We start from the raw sequence: 23,413 nt of genomic DNA, 5'->3' as shown, positions 1-23,413 counted from the left end.
CTGAGCCGGCAGCCTGCAACATTGCGCCCATTACGCCGAGAGCTCTTGCCGCGAGGACGGCACGGAGCTCTCACCAAGTTTGCACAAAGTCCGAACAATTTTAACAGTTTCGCGGGAGCGGGACATGGTGTCATTTCAGAGCCTGAAGAGCGAATATGAGAGGAATTGGGCCAACCTCCAGATCCGGCCCTCACGCCTTGACGATGCGAACGCGGTGGCGCATCGGGCGATCAACGGCAAGAAGACCTATCAGCAGATCGAGCAACGCACCGGTGTGCCCTGGCATTTCGTCGCCCTCTGCCACTATCGCGAGTCCAATTTCGATTTCGACACCTATCTCGGCAACGGCCAGTCGCTCAATCGCGTGACGACCATCGTACCGAAGGGGCGCGGCCCGTTCAGCTCGTTCGTCGACGGCGCCGTGGATGCGCTGAGAATCCAGGACTTCGTCGGCGCGACGGACTGGAGCGCCGCGCGAACCTTATTCCGGCTCGAGGCCTTCAACGGCTTCGGCTATCACGCCAAGGGCGTCAACTCGCCCTATCTCTACGGCGGCTCGACGCTCTACGGTCCACCCGAGGCGAGGGCCGGCAAGTTCGTCCGCGACCACGTGTTCGATCCGAGCCACGTGGACTCGCAGCTCGGAACGGCCGTGATCCTGCATGCGATGATGACGCTCGATTCCTCGATCAACCTCGACGGCAGTCCGCCGGGCGCGGGCAATCCCGAGCCCGACGAGGAGGCCGCGGCGACGATTGTTCTGATGCAGCAGGCGCTCAACCGGCTCGGCGCCAATCCGCCGCTCGCCGAGGACGGCATCAGCGGGCCGAAGACCAAGGCAGCGGTCTCGAGATTTCAGCAGCAGAACGGCATCAACGATTCGGGCCTGCTCGATGCAACCACCATTGCCGCCATCACACGGGCGTCCCAACCGATCACGGTGACGCCGCCCGTCGACCTGTCCCAGATCCTGAAGCGGCTGGAGGACCTCGCGCAGGTCATGCGGCCACCGGCGGCAGGCACGGCACCGGGCGGCACCACAGCGGTGACCAACGATCCGATCAGCGTGTTCGAACGTCTTTTCTCCCTCGTCAACAAGACCGCCCCGATGCCCGGAACAGTCTCGCCGACCAATGCCGCGCCGGTCGACCAGTTGAAGCAGGTCGTGGAGGTGCTCGGCACATTGCTCAACGGCAACGGCAAGCCCGTGCTCGGCCAGGTCAACGGCGCGCTCGGCGAGACGATCGGCAAGCTGCTGGATGGCAGGAAGACCGCGCTTGGCATCGGCGGCACGCTCATCACCGCGCTGTTGTCCGCGGTGACGGCGAGCCCCAATGCGGGAGGTCTTGCGGGCCTGTTCGGAACGATCGTGTCGGCCGTACCGGGTCTCGGCCAGTTCGCCATGCCGATATTCCTGGCGCTCTCGGCCTGGGGCGTGCTGGGCAAGCTGGAGAAATGGGCGCAGGGCACCGCTCCGCCGCCCAAGCCGGTCACCTAAGCCGGTGTCTTGAGCGCGGATCGCGCGCGGCGGCGCGCCTATTGACGCAGCATGATCAGGGGATCGGCAGTGTCGGGAACGCGCCGCCATTGCGCGTTGTCATCGGCCTCGAACTGCCAGGTCTCGCCGGCCTTCGACATCAGGATGATCTGGCCACGCTCGAGCCGCCATTGCGTCGGATTGAACTGCGCAATGACGGCATCGCATTTCGGCTTGAGGAAGACCTGGAAATTGTCCGGACCCGCTTCGGTGTTGGTCAGCGTCAGTCCGCAGACCGGCTGGCCGTTGCCGCGCACCATGGACCAGTCGCCGATCATCTGGTCCATCGACTTGGCCATCGAACGCGCGGCGGCGAGGTCTTGCAGGATGTAGACGCCCTCGCCCTGCCGCAAGCCTTCGAAGATACCGGCCTCGACCTCGGTGAAGTCGATCACGGCTTCGCCGGCCGCATCCTGCAAGCGAACGATGTCGAGTCCCTTGACGCTCCAAGCGACGATGTCCTTGGTGAATGGCAGCGCGGTCTTACAGGCGGGCTCGAGCTCTAACTTGAGGCCATGACCTGCGGCATCACCCCTGAGCGTGACGACGCAGGTCTTGCTGCGCTCGGTGGTCGAGAGCTCCCACTGCCCGACCATCTCTTTCTTCAGGGTCGTCGCATCCTGCGCCGGCGCAGGGCTCGCTGCGGCAACGCATGCCGCGATCGCCAATGCGAAGCCCCGAAGAATCCTCATCAGCGCCCCTTCACCGGAGTTTCCGCCACCGGCGTCAACGGCGCCTTGCCCGCGAACCAGCTCTTGAGATTGTCGACCACGAGCTGGTCCATGGCGTTGCGCGTGACCACCGAGGCCGAGCCGATATGCGGCAGCAGCACGACGTTCTGCATCGCCTTGAGCTCGTCCGGCACGTTGGGCTCGGCGGCGAACACGTCGAGGCCGGCGGCGAGGATGGTGCCGGACTTCAGCGCCTGGATCAGCGCCGGCTCGTCGACCACGGAGCCGCGCGCGACGTTGATCAGCACGCCACGCGGCCCCAGCGCCTTCAGCACCTCGGCATTGATCATCTTGTTGGTGCTGGCGCCGCCGGGCACGATGACCATCAGCGTGTCCACGGCCTTGGCCATCTCGATCAGGTCGGGATAGTGCTTGTAAGAGACGTCCTTGGCGGGGTTGCGCGAATGATAGACCACCGGCACCAGCGAGGCCTCGAGCCGGCGCGCAATGGCCTGGCCGATCCGCCCCATGCCGACGATGCCGACCTTGCGGTCGCGCAGCGAGCCGACGCTCAGCGGATAGTTCTGCGTGAGCCAGAGCCCGGAGCGCACATAGCGGTCGGCCTTGATGAATTCGCGCAAGGTGGCGAGCAGAAGGCCCATCGCGACATCGGCGACTTCTTCCGTCAGCACGTCGGGCGTATTGGTGACGATGACATCGTGCTCGCGCGCGTATTTGGCATCGACGTGATCATAGCCGACGCCGAAGCTCGCCACGATCTCGAGTTTCGGGAAAAGTGACAGCGAGTCCTTGTCGGCGCGCACGGTGTGATAGGTCACCGCGATCCCGCGGATCTTTTCCCGAACCGCCGGCGTCAGCCGCTCCAGGTCGGCGCGCGTCTCGGCCTTGTGCACGACGAAATGATCGGAGAAGCCGTTGTCGAGGATCGGCCGCACCGGCCCATAGATCAGAAGGTCGGTCTTTTCGGACGAAATCGAACCGGTGGTCATCAGCTTTCCTTTCCAAGCGCGCTCTCATGCCAGCGCCGCAAAACGAGGTGCGAAACTAGCGCCAGCACCCCATAGATGACAATCCCGGCAAGCGACAGCAAAAGCAGCGCCGCGAACATGCGGGGTATGTTCAGACGATAGCCGGATTCGGCGATCCGGTAGGCGAGCCCGGAGCCTGCGCCGGCGGTGCCCGCCGCGATCTCGGCCACGACCGCGCCGATCAGCGACAACCCACCGGCGATGCGCAGGCCGCCGAGAATATAGGGCAGCGCCGATGGCAATTTCAGGAAGCGCAGGGTCTGGGATCCAGACGCGTCATAGAGCTGGAACAGGCCGGCGAGATTGCGGTCGACCGAATTCAGCCCGAGCGTGGTGTTGGACAGCACCGGGAAAAAGGCGACGATGAAGGCGCAGACGACGACCGCAGTCTGCTGCTCCAGATAGATCAGGAGCAGCGGCGCAATCGCGATCACCGGCGTGACCTGGAGCACGACGGCGTAGGGGAACAGCGAATACTCGACCCATTTCGACTGGTTGAACAGCAGCGCGAGCGCGATGCCGCCGATGCTCGCGGCCACAAAGCCTTCGAGCGTGGTCAGCAGCGTGGTGGCGAGCGATTGTGACAGCACCGCCCAGTCGTTGATCAGCGTCACGAAGATGGCCGAGGGCGCCGGCAGCACGTAAGGCGGGATCTCCCTGACGCGAACCACGAGCTCCCAGGCGGCAAGACCGGCGGCAAAGACGATCACAGGAAGCACGAAGCGCACCGCACGCTGCGCCCCGGACGGCTTTGCTGAAGCGGAGGATTGCGCGCTCATAGCATCGACTGTCCCGAATAGGACGGCGCGAGCGCGCCGGACACCTTGCGGCAGTAATCAGCGTAGGCGGCCGAGGTGCGGAACTCCTCACCGCGCGGCTCGACCGTCTCGATGCGGATGTCGGCCTGGATCCGGCCGGGGCGCGCCGTCATCACCACCACCCGCTGCGACAGGTACACGGATTCGAACACGGAATGGGTGACGAAGATGATGGTCTTGCGCAGGCCCCGCCACAGCGCGAGCAGGTCGTTGTTGAGGCGAAAGCGCGTGATCTCGTCGAGCGCGGCGAAGGGCTCGTCCATCAAGAGGATGTCGGGATCGGTGACGAGCGCGCGCGCCAGCGACACCCGCATCTTCATGCCGCCGGAGAGCTCGCGCGGAAAGGCGTCGGCAAATTCGGCAAGGCCGACGCTCGCCAGCGCATCATCGACACGTGCGCGGGCCTCGGCCTTCGGCAGGCGCGCGAGCTTCAAGGGCAGTCGCACGTTCTCGCGCACGCTGGTCCAGGGCATCAGGGTCGGCTCCTGGAAAACGAAGCCGATGCCGTGGCCGGGCTGCGCCGCGCCCTCATGGCGCGACACACGCACCGTGCCGGACGAAGGCGCACCTAACCCCGCGATCAGGCGCAGCGCGGTCGACTTGCCGCAGCCGGACGGCCCGAGCAGCGAGACAAACTCGCCCTTGCGCACGGCGAGATCGAGCGGGCCGAGCGCCATGACGCCGTTGTCGTAGGTCTTCGTCACGCCGCGCAGGCTGACGGCCAGCGCCGTCAGGCCGGCCTCGGCCCCGGACGAAGCTCTGACGTCTGACATCGGCCTGGCGTTACGGCTTGTTCGGGCGCAGCTCGACGCCGACGCCCTTGTTGACGAAACGCAGCGTGTAGGATTTGCGATAGTCGATATCGCGCTTCACGACGCCGGCCTTGACCATCTTGTCGAAGAACGAGGTGTAGCGTTCGTCGCTCATCGCGCCGATTCCGTTCTTCAGGGACTCGCCGGAATCGACGATGCCGTATTCCTTCATCTTGGCGACGGAGTAGGCGAGCAGCTCGTCCGTCATCTCCGGATTGAGCTTCTTGATCATGGCATTGCCGGCGGAATTGTCGCCGTAGATGTAATTGTACCAGCCGACGACGGAGGCATCGACGAAGCGCTGCACCAGATCAGGCTTCTTCTCGACCATGTCGCGGCGGGTCTCGATCAGGGTCGAATAGGTGTTGAAGCCGTAATCGGCGAGCAGCAGCACGTTGGGCTTGAAGCCGGCCGCCTTCTCCACCGCGAAGGGCTCGGACGTCACGTAGCCCTGCATCGCGCTCTTGGGGTTCGCGATGAAGGGCTGCGGATTGAAATTGTAGGGTCGGACGTTCTTCTCGCTGAAGCCGTATTCGGATTTCAGCCACTGGAAGTAGCTGGTCATGCCCTCCTTGGAGACGAACAGCGTCAGCGGCTTGAGGTCCTCGATTTTTGCGACCTTGGCATCCGGCTGCGTCAGCATCACCTGCGGATCCTTCTGGAAGATCGCGGCGATCGTGACCACGGGGACATTGTTGGTCACGGCATCGAACGACATCAGCGTGTTCGCGGCCATGAAGAAATCGATCTTGCCGGCGATCAGCAGCATCCGGTTGTTCTCGTTGGGCCCGCCCGGGACGATGGTGACGTCGAGCCCGTAGCGCTTGTAGGTGCCGTCGGCGACCGCCTGGAAGAAGCCGCCATGCTCGGCCTCGGCAACCCAGTTGGTGCCGAAGGAGACCTTGTCCAGGGTCTCGGCGCGCGCCGGGACGACCGACGCGAGCGCGGCGATCAAGCCCGCCGTTAACGTTCGCCGCAGATGAGAGGGGCTCATGATTGCACTCCGTCGATCGCGTCTAGCCCAGATTGCGTCCAGCCCAAGTGACTAGCCCATGTGAGACCAACGCGATAAAACCGCAAGAAGTTCGGGGACGCTGGCTGTCGGACCCGCGTCCCCTTGAGTAGTACAAATTACGTGACAAATTCGCGCAAAGAAACCTCAATGACGCCTCCCCGCGACTGGACCGACATCCGCTGGGCCGACGCTGGCCCGGCGGAGGTTGCGCGCTGGATCGCGGTGCTGCCGCTGGCGGCGACCGAGCAGCACGGCCCGCATTTGCCGTTTGCGACCGACGTGCTGATCGCGGACGCTTATCTGGCGCGCGTGCGCGAGCTGTTGCCCGCGAACCTTCCGGCCACTTTTCTTCCCGTACAACCGGTCGGAATCTCCACCGAACATATCGACTATCCGGGCACGTTGACGCTGGCGACCGACGTCGCGCTCAAGGCCTGGACCGGACTTGGCGAAGATGTCGCGCGGCGCGGCGTGAAGAAGCTCGTCATCATCACCAGCCATGGCGGCAACAGCGCGGCAATGATGCTGGTCGCGCAGGATCTTCGCGCGCATCAGAAGCTGTTCGTGGTGACGACATCGTGGTCGCGGCTATCAGGCGCGGACAAATTGTTCCCGGCGCAGGAAGTGCGTCACGGCATCCATGGCGGCGCGGTCGAGACCTCGATCATGCTGGCGCGCTATCCCGATCAGGTGTGCATGGATGCGATCGCGGATTTTCCCGCGAGCAGCATCGCGATGGAGACGCAGTATCGCTGGCTGTCGACGCAGCGGCCCGCGCCGTTTGCCTGGCAGGCGCAGGATCTCAACGCGAGCGGCGCCGTCGGCAACGCGACACTGGCCTCACGCGAGAAGGGCGAACTGCTGATCGACGAGGGCGCCCGCGCCTTCTGCGAACTCTTGTCCGAGGTCGATAACTTCGACGTGAACAGGCTCGCCAAGGGGCCGCTCGGCTAGCTCTCATCCTTCTGGAATCATTCGCGAAAGTAGTGGGCTCACCGGTCGCGTCCGCCAGCTTCGAACCCGGCGCGGCGAGCCTCCGTCCAATTGGGCACGCGGGCCACGACGGACCGCCTCAACCCGGATGGATTTCAAATGTCGATCAAGACCAGGATTGCCGCTGTCACGCTCGCTGCTCTCACTGTGGCCGGCAGCATCGTGTCCACCACCTCGCAGGCCGAAGCCAAGCCGCTCGGCTGGGGCTGGGGTGTCGGCGCCGGTATCGCCACCGCCGCCATCGTCGGCTCCGCGATCGCCGCCAGCAATGACCCCTATTACTACGGCTATCGCCGCTGCGGCTGGGTCGCCCAGTACAACGCCTACGGCCAGTACGTCGGCCGCGTTCGCACCTGCTACTGATTTGAGGGCTTGAGGCCGATCTCACGTGGATCCTGCGTTCGACGCGGGCGCCTCATCCACCCCGTGTCGTCCTCCCGACCCGCCCGGCTGTCCCCCCGGGCGGGTCTTCCATTTTTCGACCTCGCGAACTTGTTGCAGTCCCGTCACACAGGGATGCGAACCATCGTCTGCGGCATTCCGCGCTAGTTGCTATTAAGAATTATTCGCAATAAGGTCCGCAACAAGCGCAGGGACTTGGGAAGAAATCGCGTCGAGGCGGGATCATCTCGCCGGCTGAGCAACCAAGACCTGATGACAGGACCGCTGCGAATCGGCAGTGATATCGCGTCGGTTGGGGCACATTTGCGTCTGGGGGACGTGCGTTTGACGTTGAGAGGTCACCGACACCGGGTCTTGCGGACGGCCGCGACCATCGCCTCCAGCGTGCTGATCCTGCCTGCCGCTGGTGTTGCGGCTGATCTGCCGCTGAAAGCGCGAGCAGCCAAAACCCTCTACGACTGGACCGGCTTCTATGTCGGCGGCCACTTCGGCTATGGCGATGCGAGCTTCGGACCCGGCACCCACCCGCTGCCGGAGCAGGGTCTGATCCTGCCGCACAGCGCGATGGGACTGAGCGGCGGCTATCAGCTCGGCTATAACCGCCAACTCGCCAATAATATCGTTCTCGGCATCGAGGCGGACGCCACGTTCCCCGGCCCGCTGGATACGCCGGCGCAGGGGCGAGACCCCCAACCCTTTAACACCACCATCGACTATGTCGGCACTGTGCGCGGCCGCATCGGTTACGCGTTCGGCCGCTTGATGCCTTATGTCACCGGGGGCTTCGCCTGGGGACACACCCATGTCGACATCAACGATCCTCCTGTCAGCAACGTCATCGCGCGCCCTGGACACTATCAGGCGGGGTGGACGGCCGGACTTGGTCTCGAATACGCGGTCAGCGGCAACTGGACCGCAAAGGCCGAGTACGAATATGTCGACTTGTCTCGTCGTACTTATGATCTGAGTGGCTTCGGCTTCGGCAACCTCAACGTCGAGCCGCGCATCCACCTGTTCAAGCTCGGCCTGAACTATCAATTCGGCGACACGCCGTGGATGCCATCCGTCGACGGCAAGACGAAGCTGCCGGAATCCAGCGTCTGGAATGTCCACGCGCAGACGACGTTCCTGCCGCAGGGCTATGGTCCGATCCACTCACCCTATGCCAGCCCGCAAAGCCTTCCCGGCAGCGGCCAATTGCAGGCGACGTGGACGACGACGGCCTTCCTGGGCGCGCGGCTGTGGGACGGCGGCGAGTTCTATTTCAACCCAGAGCTGGCGCAGGGTTTTGGCCTCAACGGCACGCTCGGCCTTGCCGGCTTCTCCAACGGCGAAGCGCAGAAGGCTGGCGCGCCATTCCCGAAGATCCGGCCGCAACGCTACTACTTGAAGCAGACCTTCGGCCTCGGCGGCGAACAGGAAGAGGTCGCTGACGCGCCGAACCAGCTTGCGGGCAAGCGCGACATCGACCGCGTCACGCTGATCGTCGGCCGCTTCGCCGTCGGCGATTTCTTCGACGGCAATTCATACGCCAAGGACCCTCGCGCCGACTTCATGAACTGGGCGATGTGGGCGTCGGGAGCCTATGACTTCCCCGCCGATCTTCCCGGTTATACCCGCGGCGCCGTGGTCGAGCTCAACCGCAAGGATTGGGCGATCCGCGCCGGCCTGTTCCAGGTGCCCGCCGCGCCCAACAGCGACGTGCTCACCTTCAAGACGGGAGGCACGGTGGTGGAGTTCGAGGAGCGCCATGCGATCTTCGAACAGCCCGGCAAGCTGCGCGTCGGCGTTTTTGCCAACAGCGGCAACACCGCCAACTATCGCGAAGTTTTGGACCTCGCCGCGGCCAATCCGGCGCTCGACATCAACGATATCGCCACCGCGACCCAGCGCAACCGGCCCAAATACGGCTTCTACGTCAACCTCGAGCAGCAGATCGTCAAGGACGTCGGACTGTTCGCCCGCGCAAGCTGGAACGACGGCCAGAACCAGATCCTGTCCTTCACCGACATCGATCGCAGCCTCTCCGGCGGTGTCTCGATCAAGGGCAGCCGCTGGGGACGGCCGGACGACACGGTCGGCGTCGGCGGTGCCATCAATGGGCTCTCGGCCCCGCATCGCGACTTCCTGGCCGCAGGCGGCACGGGTCTGTTGATCGGCGACGGACAGCTCAACTACCGCCACGAACGCATCCTCGAAGCGTACTACGCCTATTCGGTGATCAAGAACGTCACCCTGACGGCCGACTACCAACTCATCGTCAATCCCGCCTACAACGCCGACCGTGGCCCGGTCTCGATTTTCTCGGGCCGCCTGCACGCGGAGTTCTGAGCGGCCGCTGGCCGCATCGGCGGGAACAGTCCAATAGCCTGGGTGCGGCAATTTGATCGGAACCGGACAAATCCCGCAGTGATTGCCTATATTGGATGTTCGGACTGGCGTGCGCCGGACCGAATTCCAACCCATTGCGTACTATGCTCTCTGTCGAACTCGTCATCGTCGTCGTCCTGATCGTCATCAACGGGCTGCTGTCCATGTCCGAGTTGGCGGTCGTCTCGTCCCGCCCTGCCCGGCTCTCGCTGCTAGCCGCCAAGGGCGTGCGCGGTGCCGAGCGGGCGCTGACGCTGGCCGCCGATCCCGGCAAGTTCCTCTCGACGGTGCAGATCGGCATCACGCTGGTGGGCGTCCTGTCCGGCGCCTTCTCGGGCGCAACACTCGGACAGCGGCTGACGCAATGGCTGGTCGAGCTCGGCCTGTCGCCCGGCATCGCCGACATCGTCGGCGTCGGCATCGTTGTCACCCTCATCACCTATGCGACCCTGATCGTCGGCGAACTTGTGCCGAAACAGGTGGCGCTGCGCGACCCCGAGAGCATCGCGGTCAAGGTCGCACCCGTCATGGACTGGTTGGCGAGGATCTCGCTGCCGCTTGTCGTCCTGCTCGATCTCTCCGGCAAGCTGATCCTCACGCTGCTCGGCCGCGGCGGCAAGGCGGAGGAGAAGGTATCGGAGGACGAGATCCATCACCTCGTCAGCGAAGCCGAGAGCGCGGGCGTGCTGGAGCCGGGCGAGAAGGAGATGATCGCCGGCGTGATGCGGCTCGGCGACCGGCCGGTCGGCGCCGTCATGACGCCGCGCACGGAGGTCGACGAGATCGATCTGAACGACGATCCGGAAGAGATCCAGGCGTTCATCGCGAAAAGCCCGCATTCGCGCTTTCCCGTCTCCGACGGCGACCGCGACAACCCGATCGGCGTGCTCCAGGCCAAGGATTTGCTGGTCGCCTATATGCGCGAGCGCACGCCAGATTTGCGCGCGCTGGTGCGCGAGACGCCGATCATTCCGGCTTCCGCCGACGCGCGCGACGTGCTCGCGATCCTGAAGGCGGCGCCGGTGCATATCGGCCTCGTGCATGACGAGTACGGTGCCTTCGAGGGCGTGGTGACGGCAGCCGATATTCTGGAGTCGATCGTCGGCGCCTTTCATTCGGAGGAGGGCCCGCCGGAGCCGGCTTACGTCCAGCGTCCGGACTCCTCGCTCCTGATCTCCGGCTGGATGCCGGTCGACGAATTCGGGGAGCTCCTCGGCATCGAACTGCCGCCGCACCGCTACAACACGGTGGCAGGCCTCGTGCTGCAACAATTCAACGTGCTGCCGAACGTCGGCGACGCCTTCGACCTCGGCGACTGGCATGTCGAGGTGGTCGATCTCGACGGCCGAAGGATCGACAAGATTCTGGCGAGCCGGAGGGACGCGCGGGCGGCGGCGTGAGTGGCGAGCGGTGAGATCCGTCCGCACTACGAGTAGAGTAAAGCGCTGCCTCACTCTCCATTCGTCGTTCCGGCCTTCGTCGGGACGACGACTGAGTTTGAGGGACGAGCCCTCAAAATCCCAATAACCTCAATCGAACTTCACGCCGATGCGCTTTTCCTTGCGCCAGACGACGTGGCAGGGCACGTGCGTGCCGTCGGCCGGGACGACCAGTGTGAAATGCGCGGGGATGCCGACCGGGCTCGTGACATCGAGCGCGGCGCCGGCCGCCGACAGATTGCGCACCGTGCAGTCGATCGCGCCGCCGCCGAACTCGATCGTTCCGGCCTTCAGCACACGATGCCTGGTTTTGTCGCGGCGTTCGTCCATGGGGCGAATCTACATATAAAGTTGAATTAAACGTTAAGCCTCCGCACCGCTCGCGGCCAGTTTACCCGGTCGAAAGCTCACGTTGTCCTGCGGTGGGCCGGCGCCTCATAGCACCGGTTGGAAGGTCTCCGCCCGTGCCATCCGCCAGGCGTCGCGGAAGCGCGGATCTTCCGTACCTTCGAGCAGTTCGCCCGGGCGCAGCGACGGATAGAGCTGCGCGAAAGACCTCACCTCGGTCGTCGAGCTGCGCTGGGTGAAGTGGATCGGGCGGAGCTGCTGCGGATGCTCGAGACCAGCGGCCGCGATCAGCTCGGCCAGCGAGTGCAGCGTCGCGTGGTGATAATTGTGCACGCGGTCGATCTTGAGCGGCACATAGAGCGCGCGCGCCCGCGTCGGATCCTGCGTCGCCACGCCGGTCGGGCAGCGGTCGGTATGGCAGCTCAGCGATTGGATGCAGCCGAGCGAGAACATGAAGCCGCGCGCCGAATTGCACCAGTCGGCGCCGATCGCCATTGCTCGCGCCATGTCGAAGGCGGTGGCGATCTTGCCGGACGCGCCGATCTTGATGCGGTCGCGCGCATTGATGCCGACCAGCGCGTTGTGGACGAAATTGACGCCCTCCCGCATCGGCATGCCGAGATGATCCATGAATTCCAGGGGCGCTGCACCGGTGCCGCCCTCATTGCCGTCGACGACGATGAAGTCGGGGTAGATGCCGGTCTCCAGCATCGCCTTGCAGATCGCCAGGAACTCCCAGGGGTGACCGATGCACAGCTTGAAGCCGGCCGGCTTGCCGCCGGACAGTCTGCGCATCTCCGCTATGAATTGCATCATGCCAACCGGCGTGGAGAAGGCGCGGTGCGAGGCCGGCGAGATGCAGTCCTCGCCCATCTTGACGCCCCGGATCTTTGAAATCTCCTCCGAGACCTTGGCCGCCGGCAGCACACCGCCATGGCCGGGCTTGGCGCCCTGGCTGATCTTGAGCTCGACCATCTTGATCTGGTCCTCGCTCGACACGCGCGCGAACGCCTCCGGATCGAAGCTGCCGTCGGAATGACGGCAGCCGAAATAGCCCGAGCCGATCTCCCAGATGATGTCGCCGCCCATCTCGCGGTGATAGGGACTGAAGCCGCCCTCCCCGGTGTCATGCGCGAAGCCGCCCTTCTTCGCGCCGGCGTTCAGCGCACGTACGGCGTTCGGGCTGAGCGCGCCGAAGCTCATCGCGGAAATGTTGAAGACCGACGCCGAATAGGGCTTCTTGCAATCGGGACCGCCGATGGTGATGCGGAATTTGTCCTCCGCACGCGCCTTCGGCGAGACCGAGTGATGCATCCACTCATAGCCCTCGCGGTAAACGTCCTCCTGGGTACCGAACGGACGCTTGTCGAGCTCCATCTTGGCGCGCTGATAGACCACCGCACGGGTATCGCGCGAGAACGGCATGCCATCCTTCTCGCTCTCGAAGAAATACTGCCGCATCTCGGGACGTATCTCTTCGAGCAGGAAGCGTATGTGGGCCGAGATGGGATAGTTGCGCAGGACCGCGTGGCTCTTCTGCATGAGATCGCGGACGCCGAGCAGCGTCAGCGCGCCGAACATCAGGATTGGTATCAGCAGGATGTCGAAGATCTTGCGGTCGGCGAGGCCGATGCCGATCAGGAGCGCGGTGACGACCGCGCAGATCGTCAGGACGATGAAGCGCGGCGAGAAGGGAAGCAGCAGAGTTTCCATAATCCCCTCGTCCATCGCGGGCTTGGGCGACCTCTGCATTTTGTCATCGATGGGCACGGCGACACCCTCTTATCCAGAATGGCGGGACACACTACGCCATTGTCCCGTCTACGGATATGACGCGGCCGGTGGCCGGCGCAAATCAATCCATCCGATGGGCAGGGTCTTTTGCGGTGCAACAGACGACAGGTCAGCGACCATGCGGCATCGCCTCCAGACTTTGGAGCGAGCCTATAGCAAGGCCCGCGCGAAGGCCGCCAAAAACAAAGTCGAGGGATGGAGGTGGGTGCGGGAGATTGGCGGAGAGTGAAGCGAGTGCTCGAGATGCGCCGAGAAATCGGTCCCCGGACTCCAGCGTCTTCCCGGCGAAGGCCGGGACCCATAACCCCAGGGAGAAGTTGGGGCGCGAAACTAGTGGTTACTGGTCTTCGCCAAACTGCACCCTGGGGCTATGGGTCCCGGATCTGCGCTTCCGGGACGACGACGTTTGGGTGGCAACGCCTCAAATCGACGACTGCAACGGATCGAAGATCATCGCCAGCGGCGATCAGCGCTCCACGAACGCCTTCTCGATCACGAAATGACCGGGCGCGCTGCCCGAGCCTTCGACGAAGCTGCGGCCTTCGAACATGTTGCGCAGCTCCTCCAGCATCGCGGGGCTGCCGCACATCATGATGCGGTCGGTGGCGATGTCGAGCGGCGACTGGTCGATGTCGTTGAAGAGCTGCTCGGAGTTGATGAGGTCGGTGATGCGGCCGCGATTGCGGAACGGCTCGCGGGTCACGGTCGGGTAGTAAACGAGCTTCTCGGAGAGCAGCGGCCCGAACAGTTCGTCGTCACGCAGGCTGGCGACGAGCTGCTCGCCATAGGACAGCTCGGAGACCTGGCGGCAGCCATGCACCAGCACGATGGTCTCGAACTGGTCGTAAACGTCGGGGTCCTTGATCAGGCTGGCGAACGGCGCAAGCCCGGTGCCGGTCGACAGCAGCAGGAGCCGCTTGCCGGGGATGAGGTTGTCGGTAACGAGCGTGCCGGTCGCCTTGCGGCCGACCAGAATGGTATCGCCTTCCTTGATCTTCTGCAGGCGCGAGGTCAGCGGGCCGTCCTGGACCTTGATCGAGAAGAACTCGAGCTCTTCTTCGTGATTAGCGCTCGCCATGCTGTAGGCGCGCAGCAGCGGGCGGCCATCGACCTCAAGCCCGATCATCGCGAACTGGCCGTTCTGGAAGCGGAAGCCGGAATCGCGGGTGGCACGGAAGCTGAACAGCGTATCGGTCCAGTGGCGGACGGAAAGAACCTTCTCTCGGTAAAACGCGCTCATTTTTTCGATATTCCGAATATTTGCGGCTTTGGACAAAAGCGTTACCCGGCCTCTGACAACGAGACGAACACCACTTGCCATGGCGGAGGATTTCGCGTGTGTGATCTACGCCATTGAGGCCAATAATCAACCTCGTTCCGGCTGCAATTGACGCAGGTCAAATCGGCATTGACCGTTGATTTGACAGGAAAATTAACGATTTCCTCTGGATAGGTGCATTGCGGCAATTTCTTTGCTCAAAGGACCTTCCGGGCAGCAGATAATTTCCATTTCGCTCGCGAGAATTTCATTAAGAATAGCTCTGATTTTCGCTCGCGTTTGGCGCCCTTTCCCGCATTTTTGCGGTGTTCGGCAGGTGGAACGCGACATGACAGGCGGCGAGCGGATCTTCGTCCAGGCGATCAGGCGCTACTGCGCCCTTAACGACATCGCGGTCGATGTCCGCCCCGGTGGATGGCTGATCGCGATGCGCCGAGGCGAGAGGCGCCACTTCGCCTTCGGCTATGATATCGGCCTCAACAGCGCCATCGCGCATCGCCTTGCCAACGACAAATCCGCGACCGCTGAGGTGCTGGCGCTTAGCAGCGTGCCCTGCATTGCCCATCACCTCTTCCTCAATCCCAGCATGGGCGAACATGTCGCCGGGGCCGCCTGGCGCGAGGCGATGCGCGCGCTGCTTGCGCAGACCCCGCAAGGCGTGGTGGTGAAGCCCAATGAGGGCACCTCGGGACGCCTCGTGTTCAAGGCAACGAACCCCGACGAACTCGATCGCGCCGTCAGCGAGATCTTCTCGTCCAGCCTCGGCCTCGTGATCTCCCCCTACGTCGAAATCGAGGAGGAGGTCCGCGTCATCCTGCTCGATGACAGGCCGCTGATCGTCTACCGCAAGGAGCGTCCGTCGGTCGTCGGCGACGGCGTGCACACATTGCGCGAACTGGCGAACGCGGCGGGACACGGCCGGTGTCTCGGCGAACGCGAAGCACAGGCGCTGGATGCGATCGTGCCCCAGGGCGAGCGGCGCGTCCTCACCTGGCGGCACAATCTCGACATCGGCGCGCGGCCGGTGCTGGTCGGCGACGGCGACGTTCGCTCAGCCTGCGTGAAGCTCGCAATCGACGCCGCAAGCGCCATCGGCATCGCCTTCGCATCGATCGACGTCGTCCGCGCCGATGGTGCCTGGCAGGTGCTGGAGATCAACTCCGGCGTGATGATGGAAGCGCTGGCGAAGCTGTATCCGGACCTCGTGCAGGCGACCTACGGTGCGGCGCTGGATCGGGTGTTTGGGGAGAGCGGTGATTGAATTGATGCAGCAAAGCGCGCTGCACCCTCTCCCCTTGTGAGGGGAGAAGGGACAGCAGCGAGATTGCGGCCCGTTCGTCTCAGCGCAAATCCCGCTAATTATTCGCGCTCGGCGAGTCGTCCATCGCCTTGAACGCCTCTTCGAGCTGCAGCGAGATCGGCACGTTCAGCCGCTCGCCGGTGGGAAGCCGTGCGGTGAACCATTTGTTGTAGAGCGGGACCAGGTCGTGGTTTGAGCCGAGCTTGCGGAAGGTACGCTCCACCACGGCGGAGAGCTGCGGCTCGCCCTTGCGAAACATGATGCCGTAGGGATCATAGGACAGGTAGTCGCCGGTGACGCGGAACTTGTCCTGCGCCTTGTGGCGCACGATCAGGCCGTAGAGCAGGATGTCGTCGGTCGCGAAAGCGTCCGCCTTGCCCTCGGCGAGCATCTGGTACGACTGCTCGTGATCGTCTGCCGTGATGATATTCAGCCCGAGCGAGAACTTCTTGTCGGCCGCATGCATGGCTTGCTCGTTGGTGGTGCCCTTGGTCACCACCACGGTCTTGCCCTTCAGGTCGGTGACGGCGGCGACGCTGGAGGCCTTCGGCACCATCAGCTTGGTGCCGGCGACGAACATCAAAGGCGAGAAGGCGACGCGCCTGCCGCGCTCGGCATTGGCCGTGGTCGAGCCGCATTCCAGGTCGATCTTGTTCTGGAGTACGGCGTCGATGCGGTCGTCGGAGGTGACCTTGACGTACTCGATTCCGAGATTGGGATCGTCGACCTCGATGCCGATCTCCTCCACGATGGCCTCGCACAGCTCGAGGCTGTAGCCGATCGGCCGGTTGGCCTGGTCGAGGAAGGAGAACGGCGGCGAGCTCTCGCGGTAGCCGAGCCGCACGGTATGCGCATTCTTGATGGCCGACAGCGTCGGGCTAAGCCCTTCGCTGCCGCCGCTCTGCCCCGAGGCGCCGGTTGCCAGCAGACACGCCGCCAGCAACAAACCGCCACCCGCAATCGCCATTGAAGGGCGCATGACGCACTCCCATCAATGGCCGGCCATCGCGGGCACTTCGCCGGGCACCATGTCGCCCGGCACGGCATCGTCCGGTTCCATCGCGTGCTCGGGCCCGAGTTCTCCCTCCCACTTCGCCACCACCGAGGTCGCGAGCGTGTTGCCGATCACGTTGGTGGCGCTGCGGCCCATGTCGAGGAAGGTGTCGATACCCATGATCATCAACAGGCCCGCCTCGGGGATGTTGAACTGCGCCAGCGTCGAGGCGATCACCACGAGGGAAGCGCGCGGCACGCCGGCTACGCCCTTCGAGGTGATCATCAAGGTCGCCAGCATCGCGAGCTGCGTGCCGAGCGGCATGTCGATGTGATAGCTCTGCGCGATGAAGATGCTGGCGAAGGTGCAGTACATCATCGTGCCGTCGAGATTGAAGGAATAGCCGAGCGGCAACACGAAGCTCGAGATCCGCGACGAAGCGCCGAAGCGGTTGAGCCCTTCCAGCGTCTTCGGGTAAGCCGCTTCCGAGCTCGCGGTCGAGAAGGCGATCATCAACGGCTCGCGGATCAGCTTCAGCAGATGACTGTAGCGCGGCCCGATCACGATGAAGCCCACGATGACCAGGATGGCCCACAGGATCATCAACGAGAGATAGAAGCCACCCATGAAGACGACGAGCTTCCAGAGCACCAGGAGGCCGTTCTTGGCCACCGTCGCCGTGATCGCAGCCCAGACCGCGAGCGGCGCGAACAGCATCACGTAGCTCGTGACCTTGAGCATGATGTGGCCGAGATCGTCGATCAGCGCGAGGATCGGCTTGGAGCGCTCGGGCATCGCACCCATCGCCACCGAGAAGAACACGGCGAAGATCACGATCTGGAGAATCTCGTTCTGCGCCATCGCGTCAGCGATCGAGGTCGGGATCAGATGGGTCAGAAATTTCTCGATCGAGAACGCCGAGACCGGCAGACCGGTCGACTGCGCCCTGTCCGGCAGCGTGCCGGGGAAGTTCGCGCCCGGCTGGAGCAGGTTGACCATGACGAGGCCCAGCATCAGCGACACGAAGGAGGCGCTGACGAACCAGCCCATGGTCTTGGCGAAGATGCGTCCGAGCTTGGCTCCTGAGCCCATATGGGCGATGCCGCCGACCAGGGTCGCGAACACCAGCGGCGCGATGATCATCTTGATCAGGCGCAGGAACATCATGGCGATCAGGTTGATCGACGAGGCCCAATCGGCGCGCGTATCGGGCAGGAAGTTGTAGATCGCCGAACCCATCACGATGCCCAGCACCATCGCGGCCAGGATGTATTGCGTAAACCTGTTCGACATTGCTTACCCCTACGTACACCGGCGCTTCATGATGTCGCAGATACGACAACTAGGCAACACGCTTAGCGTGCATCGCGGCGCATGAATGTTCCCGTTGCGAAACGGAAGTCCGCGCTCTAGCCTTCATGCAGCGCACAACGAATGCGGCCTGCACCTTTTCTTTGCGGCGGCTGCACCAATAATCGCCAGACAATCACAGAGGGAACGCCATGAGCGCAAACGTCAATCGCCAGATACTTCTGGTGGAAAAGCCGAGCGGCAAGCTTGGTCCCGAACATTTCAAGATGGTGGAGAGCGCGGTGCCGGAGCCGAAGGACGGCGAGGCCTTGCTGCGCGTGCGATACATCTCGCTCGACGCCGCGAACCGCGCCTGGATGCATGGCGCGACCTACCGCTCCGCGGTCGAGGCGAACAGCGTCATGGCCGGCGGCGCCATCGCCGAGGTCGTGGGTGCAAAGGCGCCGGGGCTCGCGCCGGGCGACATCGTGTTCGGCGACACCGGCTGGCAGGACTATGCTGCGGTGCCGGCAAAGCATCTCACGAAAATGCCGAAGCTCGAACCGCTCACGCATCTGCTCAGTGTGTTCGGCATCGCCGGCCTCACCGCCTATTTCGGCCTGCTCGAGATCGGCAAGCCAAAGGAAGGCGAGACCATCGTGGTCTCGGCGGCTGCAGGCTCGGTCGGCTCGATCGTCGGCCAGATCGCCAAGATCAGGGGCTGCCGCGTGATCGGCATCGCCGGCGGCACCGACAAGTGCAACTGGCTGACCTCCGAGCTCGGCTTCGATGCCGCCGTCGACTACAAGGACGACGCGGTGTTCAAGGCGCTGCGCGCCGCCGCCCCCAAAGGCATCGACGTCTATTTCGACAATGTCGGCGGCGACATTCTCGAAGCCTGCCTGCCGCAGATGAACAATTACGGCCGCATCGCCTGCTGCGGAGCGATCTCGCAATATGACGGCGTGCCCTCCGCGCACGGCCCGCGCGGCGTGCCCGGGTTGATCGTGGTGAAGCGGCTCGTCATGCAAGGCTTCATCGTGATGGACTTCATGGAGCAGCGCGACCGCGCGCTGGCCGATCTCCAGGCCTGGGTCAAATCCGGCAGGCTGAAAGTCCAGGAGGATATCATCGATGGGCTGGAGAACACGCCGATGGCGCTGATCGGATTGCTTGCGGGTGAGAACCGCGGCAAGCGCATGGTCAAGCTCTGACGTCGTCACGTCACTTTCGGCGGGCACAATCTACTTGCGGTAGAAGTCAAAGCGGCCAATGATGCGGCTCGCGAGGTATCACTCGCGACGATTGCGATCGCATTAATTTTTGGGAGCCTTGAGCAGAACGCCGCGCGCTCCACCGACAGGGCAGGATTTTGCAGATGTTCAAGACAAGCAAGCATCTCGCAACGCGCCGTGCGTTGCTGGCGACGGCTCTCCTCGCAGTTGCGGCACCAAGCTTCGCGCAGGCGCCGACGGATGCCCAGAAGAGCGCGATCCGCTCCGCATGCCGGGCCGACTATCAGGCCCATTGCTCGAGCGTCACGCCGGGCGGCGCCGAAGCGCTGCAATGCCTCAGCAAGAACATGTCGAGCCTGTCGTCGGCCTGCCAGAGCGCGGTGCGCGCGATCGAGCCCGCGGCCGCGCCGAACACTGAACCCAAGAGCGAAGCTGCGCCGCCCAAATCTGAGCCGGCAAAGTCCGAACCAGCGAAGACCGAGGCGGCGCCCCCCGCTGCACCCGCGGCCAAGCCGGCCGCCGCAGCCGCTCCCAAAGCCGCCGCGCCAACGCAACCGAGCAGTGCGCAGGTCGCGGCAATCAAGAGCGCCTGCCGTGCCGACTATCCCAAGGTCTGCGCCAGCGTGCCGCCGGGCGGCGCGGCGGCGCTCGAATGCCTGGAGAAAAACAAGGCCAAGGTGTCGCCGGCCTGCGCGAAGGCCATGAACGCTGCATCCGGCGGCGCGGCGGCTGCGTCGGCAGGGGCGGCTCCTGCCGCTGCGGCGACGCCTGCCGCGGCGCCGACCGTGATCGTGCTGCGGCCGTTGCGGCCGCGCGAAGAGCTGTTGATCGTGCGGTCGGCATGCGGCGGCGACATCCGCACGCTGTGTGCCGGCGTCGCGCCGGGCGGCGGCCGCATCGCGCAGTGCCTTGCATCCAATGCGGCAGGGCTGTCGCCCGCGTGCAAGGAGGTGCTCGCGCCGTTCGCGGCACGATAGAACCGCGCGGGACAGCGTGCGCAGCCACATCTGGCGGCGTGTGAGGGATCCGGGTGCAGCGCTGCGTCTGACGGCCGGGTGGCCAAGCCACCGCCGTTTGGCTATGCTCGCCGGATGACGGTTTCGGAAATCGCGTCAAACGCGCGACCGGATCGTGTTCCGGGCGCCATGCCTTGCCGATAATTCCTCTGGCGCGGGAGGCCGGAGCACATTAGTCTACCCTGAGATAGTAAGTATACTGTCAATTAGGGAGGCAGACGTTGCGGATCGCCGTGATCGGCGGAGGGCCCGGAGGGCTCTACTTCGCCTATCTCTGGAAAAAGCGTCACCCCGAGGATCAGGTCGACCTGTTCGAACAGAACCCGGCCGACGCGACCTGGGGCTTTGGCGTCGTGTTCTCCGAACAGGCGCTGGAATTCCTGCGTGCCGACGACCCCGAGACCGTCGATGCAATCGCGCCGCACATGGAGAGCTGGGAGAACATCACGCTGAACCTGCAAGGCGACAGCGTCGCCATCGACGGCGTCGGCTTCTCCTCGATCGGGCGGCTCGAGCTGTTGAAGTTCCTGCAGCAGCGCGCGCTCGATGTCGGCGTTACATCACGCTTCGACACGCCAGTTCATGCGATCGACCAGCTCAACGGCCACGATCTGATCGTGGCCGCCGACGGCCTGAACTCGCTGGTGCGTCGCGCCTTCGAGGGCGATTTCGGCACCTCGCTGTCCTACTCCTCCAACAAGTTCGTCTGGTACGGGACCTCGAAGCGCTTCGACACGCTGTCGCAGACCTTCGTGAAGACCGACCGCGGCGCCTTCAATGCCCACCACTATCGCTATTCGCCGAGCATGAGCACTTTCCTGGTCGAATGCGACCATGCGACTTGGCAGGCCTACGGTTTCGCCTACAAGGATGTCGAGCAATCCAAAGGGATCTGCGAGGAGGTCTTTGCGGATACGCTCGGCGGCCATTGCCTGGTCTCCAACAAGTCGGTCTGGCGCAATTTCCCCTGGGTGTGGAACGAGCACTGGTCGTTCAAGAACATGGTGCTGATCGGCGATGCCCTGCACTCGGCGCATTTCTCGATCGGCTCCGGCACGCGGCTCGCGATCGAGGACGCCATTGCGCTGGTGAAGGCGCTGGAATCGGATGCGCATCTGGCCACCGCGCTGCATCGCTATCAGGCCGAACGCAAGCCGGTCGTGCAGAAGCTGGTCAATGCCGCCCGCACCTCGGCCGGCTGGTACGAGCATTTCGCCGACCATATGAATCTCGACCTGATGGATTTTGCCTACAGCTACATCACCCGGTCCGGGCGCATCGACGATGCCCGGCTTCGCGCGATGTCGCCGGCCTTCATGACGCAATATGAGGCCGCCAAGAACGGCGGAGGTGCGACATGAGCAGCGAGATCCGTGACCAGGTGCCCGCCGACGGTCCGGGCGCGCGCGAGATCGGCTTTGCCGTTCCGCAAACCTATAATGCGAGCCGCGTGTTGTTCGATAATCTTGCCAAGGGACGCGGCGACAGCATCGCGCTGGTCGGGCCGGCCGGCACGCGCACCTATGCCGAGCTCTGTGCCGAAGCTGGCCAGTGGGGCAACGGCTTCGCCTCGCTGGGGCTGCAGCGCGGCGATCGCGTGCTCATGTTCCTCGACGACACGCCGGCCTATCCGGCCGCCTTTTTCGGCGCGGTGCGCGCCGGCTTCGTGCCGCTGCTGATCAACACGCTGACGCCGCCGGACCTGCTGCAGTTCTATCTCGCCGATTCCGGCGCGAGCATTGCGGTGGCGGACGCCGAATTCGCATCGCGCTTCAACGCCGAGGCGTGCAAGGACACCGCCCTGCGCACGCTGATCGTCGTCAATGGCGAGGTGCGTGACCACGCCGCGCCGGAAGCAATCGCGGCTGCAGGCTGGCTCGCGCAGTTCCCGGCCGAGCTCGCGGAAACCGCAACGCATCGCAACGAGATGGCGTTCTGGATGTATTCGTCCGGTTCGACCGGTCGCCCCAAAGGCATCGTGCATCTCCAGCACGACATGGCCTATAGCGAGCTCGCCTTTGCGCAGAACGTGTTGAGACTGACGCCCGGCGACATCTGCTTCTCGGTACCAAAGATCTTCTTCGCTTACGGCTTCGGCAACTCCATCACCTTCCCGTTCTCGGCCGGCGCGGCAACGCTGCTCCTGCCCGGCCAGCCGAAGCCCGGGGCGATCTTCGCGGCGATCGAACAACACAAGCCGACGGTATTTTTCGGTCTGCCGACGCTCTACACGTCACTGACGAAGGCGGAGGAGGCAGACAAAACGAATTTTTCGTCGCTGCGCATGGCGCTCTCCGCAGCCGAGGTGCTCTCGGCCGAAGTCTTCAACGGCTGGAAGAAGCTCACCGGCCTCGAGATCGTCGAAGGGCTCGGCTCGACCGAGGTGCTGCACATCTATCTCTCCAACCGCGAGGGGCAGAAGAAGCTCGGCGCCGCGGGCTTGCGCGTGCCCGGCTACGAGGTCGCGCTGAAGGACAAGGACGGCCACGACGTCGGCGACAACGAGGAAGGCATCTTGTGGGTACGCGGCGATTCCAACACGCCGCTGTACTGGAACCGGCCGGACAAATCCGCCGAGACCATCCGCGAAGGCGGCTGGATCTACACCGGCGACCGCTTCGTGCGCGATTCCGACGGCTTCCACTTCTTCCGCGGCCGCGCCGACGACCTCGTTAAGATCTCCGGCCAGTGGGTCTATCCGCTCGAGGTCGAGCTGTGCCTGGCCGATCACCCCGACATTCGCGAATGCGCGGTGTTCGCAACTGAGCTGCCCGACCGCCGCATGACGCTGAAGGCGGTGGTGGTGATGAACAACCGCGCCGCCGATCAGAGCGAGGCGACACGCAGGCTGCAGGACTACGTCAAGGGCAAGCTGCTGCCGTACAAATATCCGCGCGAGGTGATCTTCATCGACGAACTGCCGAAGACGGGCACGGGGAAGATCGACCGGCAGGCGTTGCTGAGGATGTGAGGTAGCGGCCTCATCAATTTTCTCAGTGTCATCGCCCGCCTTGTGCGCAATTGCGCACTGGGGCGGGCGATCCAGTATTC

At 64.1% G+C, this 23,413-nt stretch carries 20 protein-coding genes; 10 read left to right on the top strand and 10 right to left on the bottom strand.

What is annotated here, in order from left to right:
* The first annotated feature begins 124 nt into the window (after positions 1-124).
* A complete protein-coding gene (locus MTR72_RS35495) occupies positions 125-1,498 on the top strand; it encodes a peptidoglycan-binding protein (protein WP_280967910.1) in 1,374 nt (457 codons plus the stop codon).
* A gap of 38 nt (positions 1,499-1,536) precedes the next feature.
* Here the strand turns inward: MTR72_RS35495 and MTR72_RS35490 are convergent, their stop codons facing one another.
* Genes MTR72_RS35490 through MTR72_RS35470 form a run of 5 tightly spaced genes read right to left on the bottom strand, consistent with a single transcriptional unit; the run spans position 1,537 to position 5,881 of the window.
* Positions 1,537-2,229: an AprI/Inh family metalloprotease inhibitor gene (locus MTR72_RS35490; RefSeq protein WP_280967909.1), complete on the bottom strand. Its 693-nt coding sequence runs from the start codon at positions 2,227-2,229 to the stop codon at positions 1,537-1,539.
* Complete coding sequence (locus tag MTR72_RS35485; RefSeq protein WP_341512003.1) at positions 2,229-3,218, bottom strand: 2-hydroxyacid dehydrogenase; 990 nt, start codon at positions 3,216-3,218, stop codon at positions 2,229-2,231. Before MTR72_RS35485 ends, MTR72_RS35490 begins: the two co-directional genes overlap by 1 nt.
* Complete coding sequence (locus MTR72_RS35480) at positions 3,218-4,036, bottom strand: ABC transporter permease (protein WP_280967907.1); 819 nt, start codon at positions 4,034-4,036, stop codon at positions 3,218-3,220. Before MTR72_RS35480 ends, MTR72_RS35485 begins: the two co-directional genes overlap by 1 nt.
* Positions 4,033-4,848, bottom strand: a complete 816-nt coding sequence (locus MTR72_RS35475; RefSeq protein ID WP_280967906.1) for an ABC transporter ATP-binding protein — start codon at positions 4,846-4,848, stop codon at positions 4,033-4,035. The genes MTR72_RS35480 and MTR72_RS35475 overlap by 4 nt, the downstream gene beginning before the upstream one ends.
* Before the next feature lie 10 nt (positions 4,849-4,858).
* A complete protein-coding gene (locus MTR72_RS35470; RefSeq protein ID WP_280967904.1) occupies positions 4,859-5,881 on the bottom strand; it encodes an ABC transporter substrate-binding protein in 1,023 nt (340 codons plus the stop codon).
* A gap of 168 nt (positions 5,882-6,049) precedes the next feature.
* On the opposite strand from MTR72_RS35470, the gene MTR72_RS35465 reads away from it, so the two are divergent.
* The 4 genes from MTR72_RS35465 (at position 6,050) to MTR72_RS35450 (ending at position 11,067) form a co-directional block, all read left to right on the top strand.
* A complete protein-coding gene (locus MTR72_RS35465) occupies positions 6,050-6,856 on the top strand; it encodes a creatininase family protein (protein ID WP_280967903.1) in 807 nt (268 codons plus the stop codon).
* A gap of 138 nt (positions 6,857-6,994) precedes the next feature.
* A complete protein-coding gene (locus tag MTR72_RS35460) occupies positions 6,995-7,258 on the top strand; it encodes a hypothetical protein (protein ID WP_280967902.1) in 264 nt (87 codons plus the stop codon).
* A gap of 393 nt (positions 7,259-7,651) precedes the next feature.
* Positions 7,652-9,628, top strand: a complete 1,977-nt coding sequence (locus MTR72_RS35455; protein ID WP_280967901.1) for a carbohydrate porin — start codon at positions 7,652-7,654, stop codon at positions 9,626-9,628.
* Between the two features lie 143 nt (positions 9,629-9,771).
* The gene (locus MTR72_RS35450; protein WP_280967900.1) at positions 9,772-11,067 is read left to right on the top strand and encodes a hemolysin family protein; all 1,296 of its coding nucleotides are present in this window, start codon (positions 9,772-9,774) and stop codon (positions 11,065-11,067) included.
* Positions 11,068-11,196: 129 nt separating this feature from the next.
* On the opposite strand, the gene MTR72_RS35445 is transcribed toward MTR72_RS35450, so the two are convergent.
* The 3 genes from MTR72_RS35445 to MTR72_RS35435 form a co-directional block, all read right to left on the bottom strand.
* Positions 11,197-11,436 (bottom strand): PilZ domain-containing protein, encoded by a 240-nt coding sequence (locus MTR72_RS35445; protein WP_280967899.1) that lies wholly within the window; start codon positions 11,434-11,436, stop codon positions 11,197-11,199.
* Between the two features lie 105 nt (positions 11,437-11,541).
* On the bottom strand, positions 11,542-13,167 hold the full coding sequence (locus MTR72_RS35440) for an FMN-binding glutamate synthase family protein (protein WP_280967898.1): 1,626 nt from the start codon (positions 13,165-13,167) through the stop codon (positions 11,542-11,544).
* Between the two features lie 547 nt (positions 13,168-13,714).
* Positions 13,715-14,488, bottom strand: a complete 774-nt coding sequence (locus tag MTR72_RS35435) for a ferredoxin--NADP reductase (protein ID WP_280967897.1) — start codon at positions 14,486-14,488, stop codon at positions 13,715-13,717.
* Positions 14,489-14,855: 367 nt separating this feature from the next.
* Between MTR72_RS35435 and MTR72_RS35430 the strand changes: the two genes are divergently transcribed.
* Entirely contained in the window at positions 14,856-15,788 is a 933-nt protein-coding gene (locus MTR72_RS35430) for an ATP-grasp domain-containing protein (RefSeq protein ID WP_280967896.1), read from the top strand.
* A gap of 94 nt (positions 15,789-15,882) precedes the next feature.
* On the opposite strand, the gene MTR72_RS35425 is transcribed toward MTR72_RS35430, so the two are convergent.
* Together MTR72_RS35425 and MTR72_RS35420 are read right to left on the bottom strand one after the other, a co-directional pair.
* A complete protein-coding gene (locus tag MTR72_RS35425; RefSeq protein WP_280967895.1) occupies positions 15,883-16,806 on the bottom strand; it encodes an amino acid ABC transporter substrate-binding protein in 924 nt (307 codons plus the stop codon).
* 12 nt (positions 16,807-16,818) lie between these two features.
* Complete coding sequence (locus MTR72_RS35420) at positions 16,819-18,114, bottom strand: dicarboxylate/amino acid:cation symporter (protein WP_280967894.1); 1,296 nt, start codon at positions 18,112-18,114, stop codon at positions 16,819-16,821.
* A 209-nt stretch (positions 18,115-18,323) separates the two neighbouring features.
* On the opposite strand from MTR72_RS35420, the gene MTR72_RS35415 reads away from it, so the two are divergent.
* The 4 genes from MTR72_RS35415 (at position 18,324) to MTR72_RS35400 (ending at position 23,333) form a co-directional block, all read left to right on the top strand.
* Positions 18,324-19,325 (top strand): NADP-dependent oxidoreductase, encoded by a 1,002-nt coding sequence (locus MTR72_RS35415; RefSeq protein WP_280967893.1) that lies wholly within the window; start codon positions 18,324-18,326, stop codon positions 19,323-19,325.
* 164 nt (positions 19,326-19,489) lie between these two features.
* Complete coding sequence (locus tag MTR72_RS35410; RefSeq protein ID WP_280967892.1) at positions 19,490-20,323, top strand: cysteine rich repeat-containing protein; 834 nt, start codon at positions 19,490-19,492, stop codon at positions 20,321-20,323.
* A gap of 260 nt (positions 20,324-20,583) precedes the next feature.
* Positions 20,584-21,723: an FAD-dependent monooxygenase gene (locus MTR72_RS35405; protein WP_280967891.1), complete on the top strand. Its 1,140-nt coding sequence runs from the start codon at positions 20,584-20,586 to the stop codon at positions 21,721-21,723.
* On the top strand, positions 21,720-23,333 hold the full coding sequence (locus MTR72_RS35400) for a benzoate-CoA ligase family protein (RefSeq protein WP_280967890.1): 1,614 nt from the start codon (positions 21,720-21,722) through the stop codon (positions 23,331-23,333). The genes MTR72_RS35405 and MTR72_RS35400 overlap by 4 nt, the downstream gene beginning before the upstream one ends.
* Positions 23,334-23,413 lie beyond the last annotated feature (80 nt).

The organism is Bradyrhizobium sp. ISRA442, assembly GCF_038085055.1.
Taxonomy (GTDB): Bacteria; Pseudomonadota; Alphaproteobacteria; order Rhizobiales; family Xanthobacteraceae; genus Bradyrhizobium.
The sequence above is the reverse complement of the archived record's forward strand: the minus strand, read 5'-3'. Positions and strand labels throughout refer to the sequence as shown.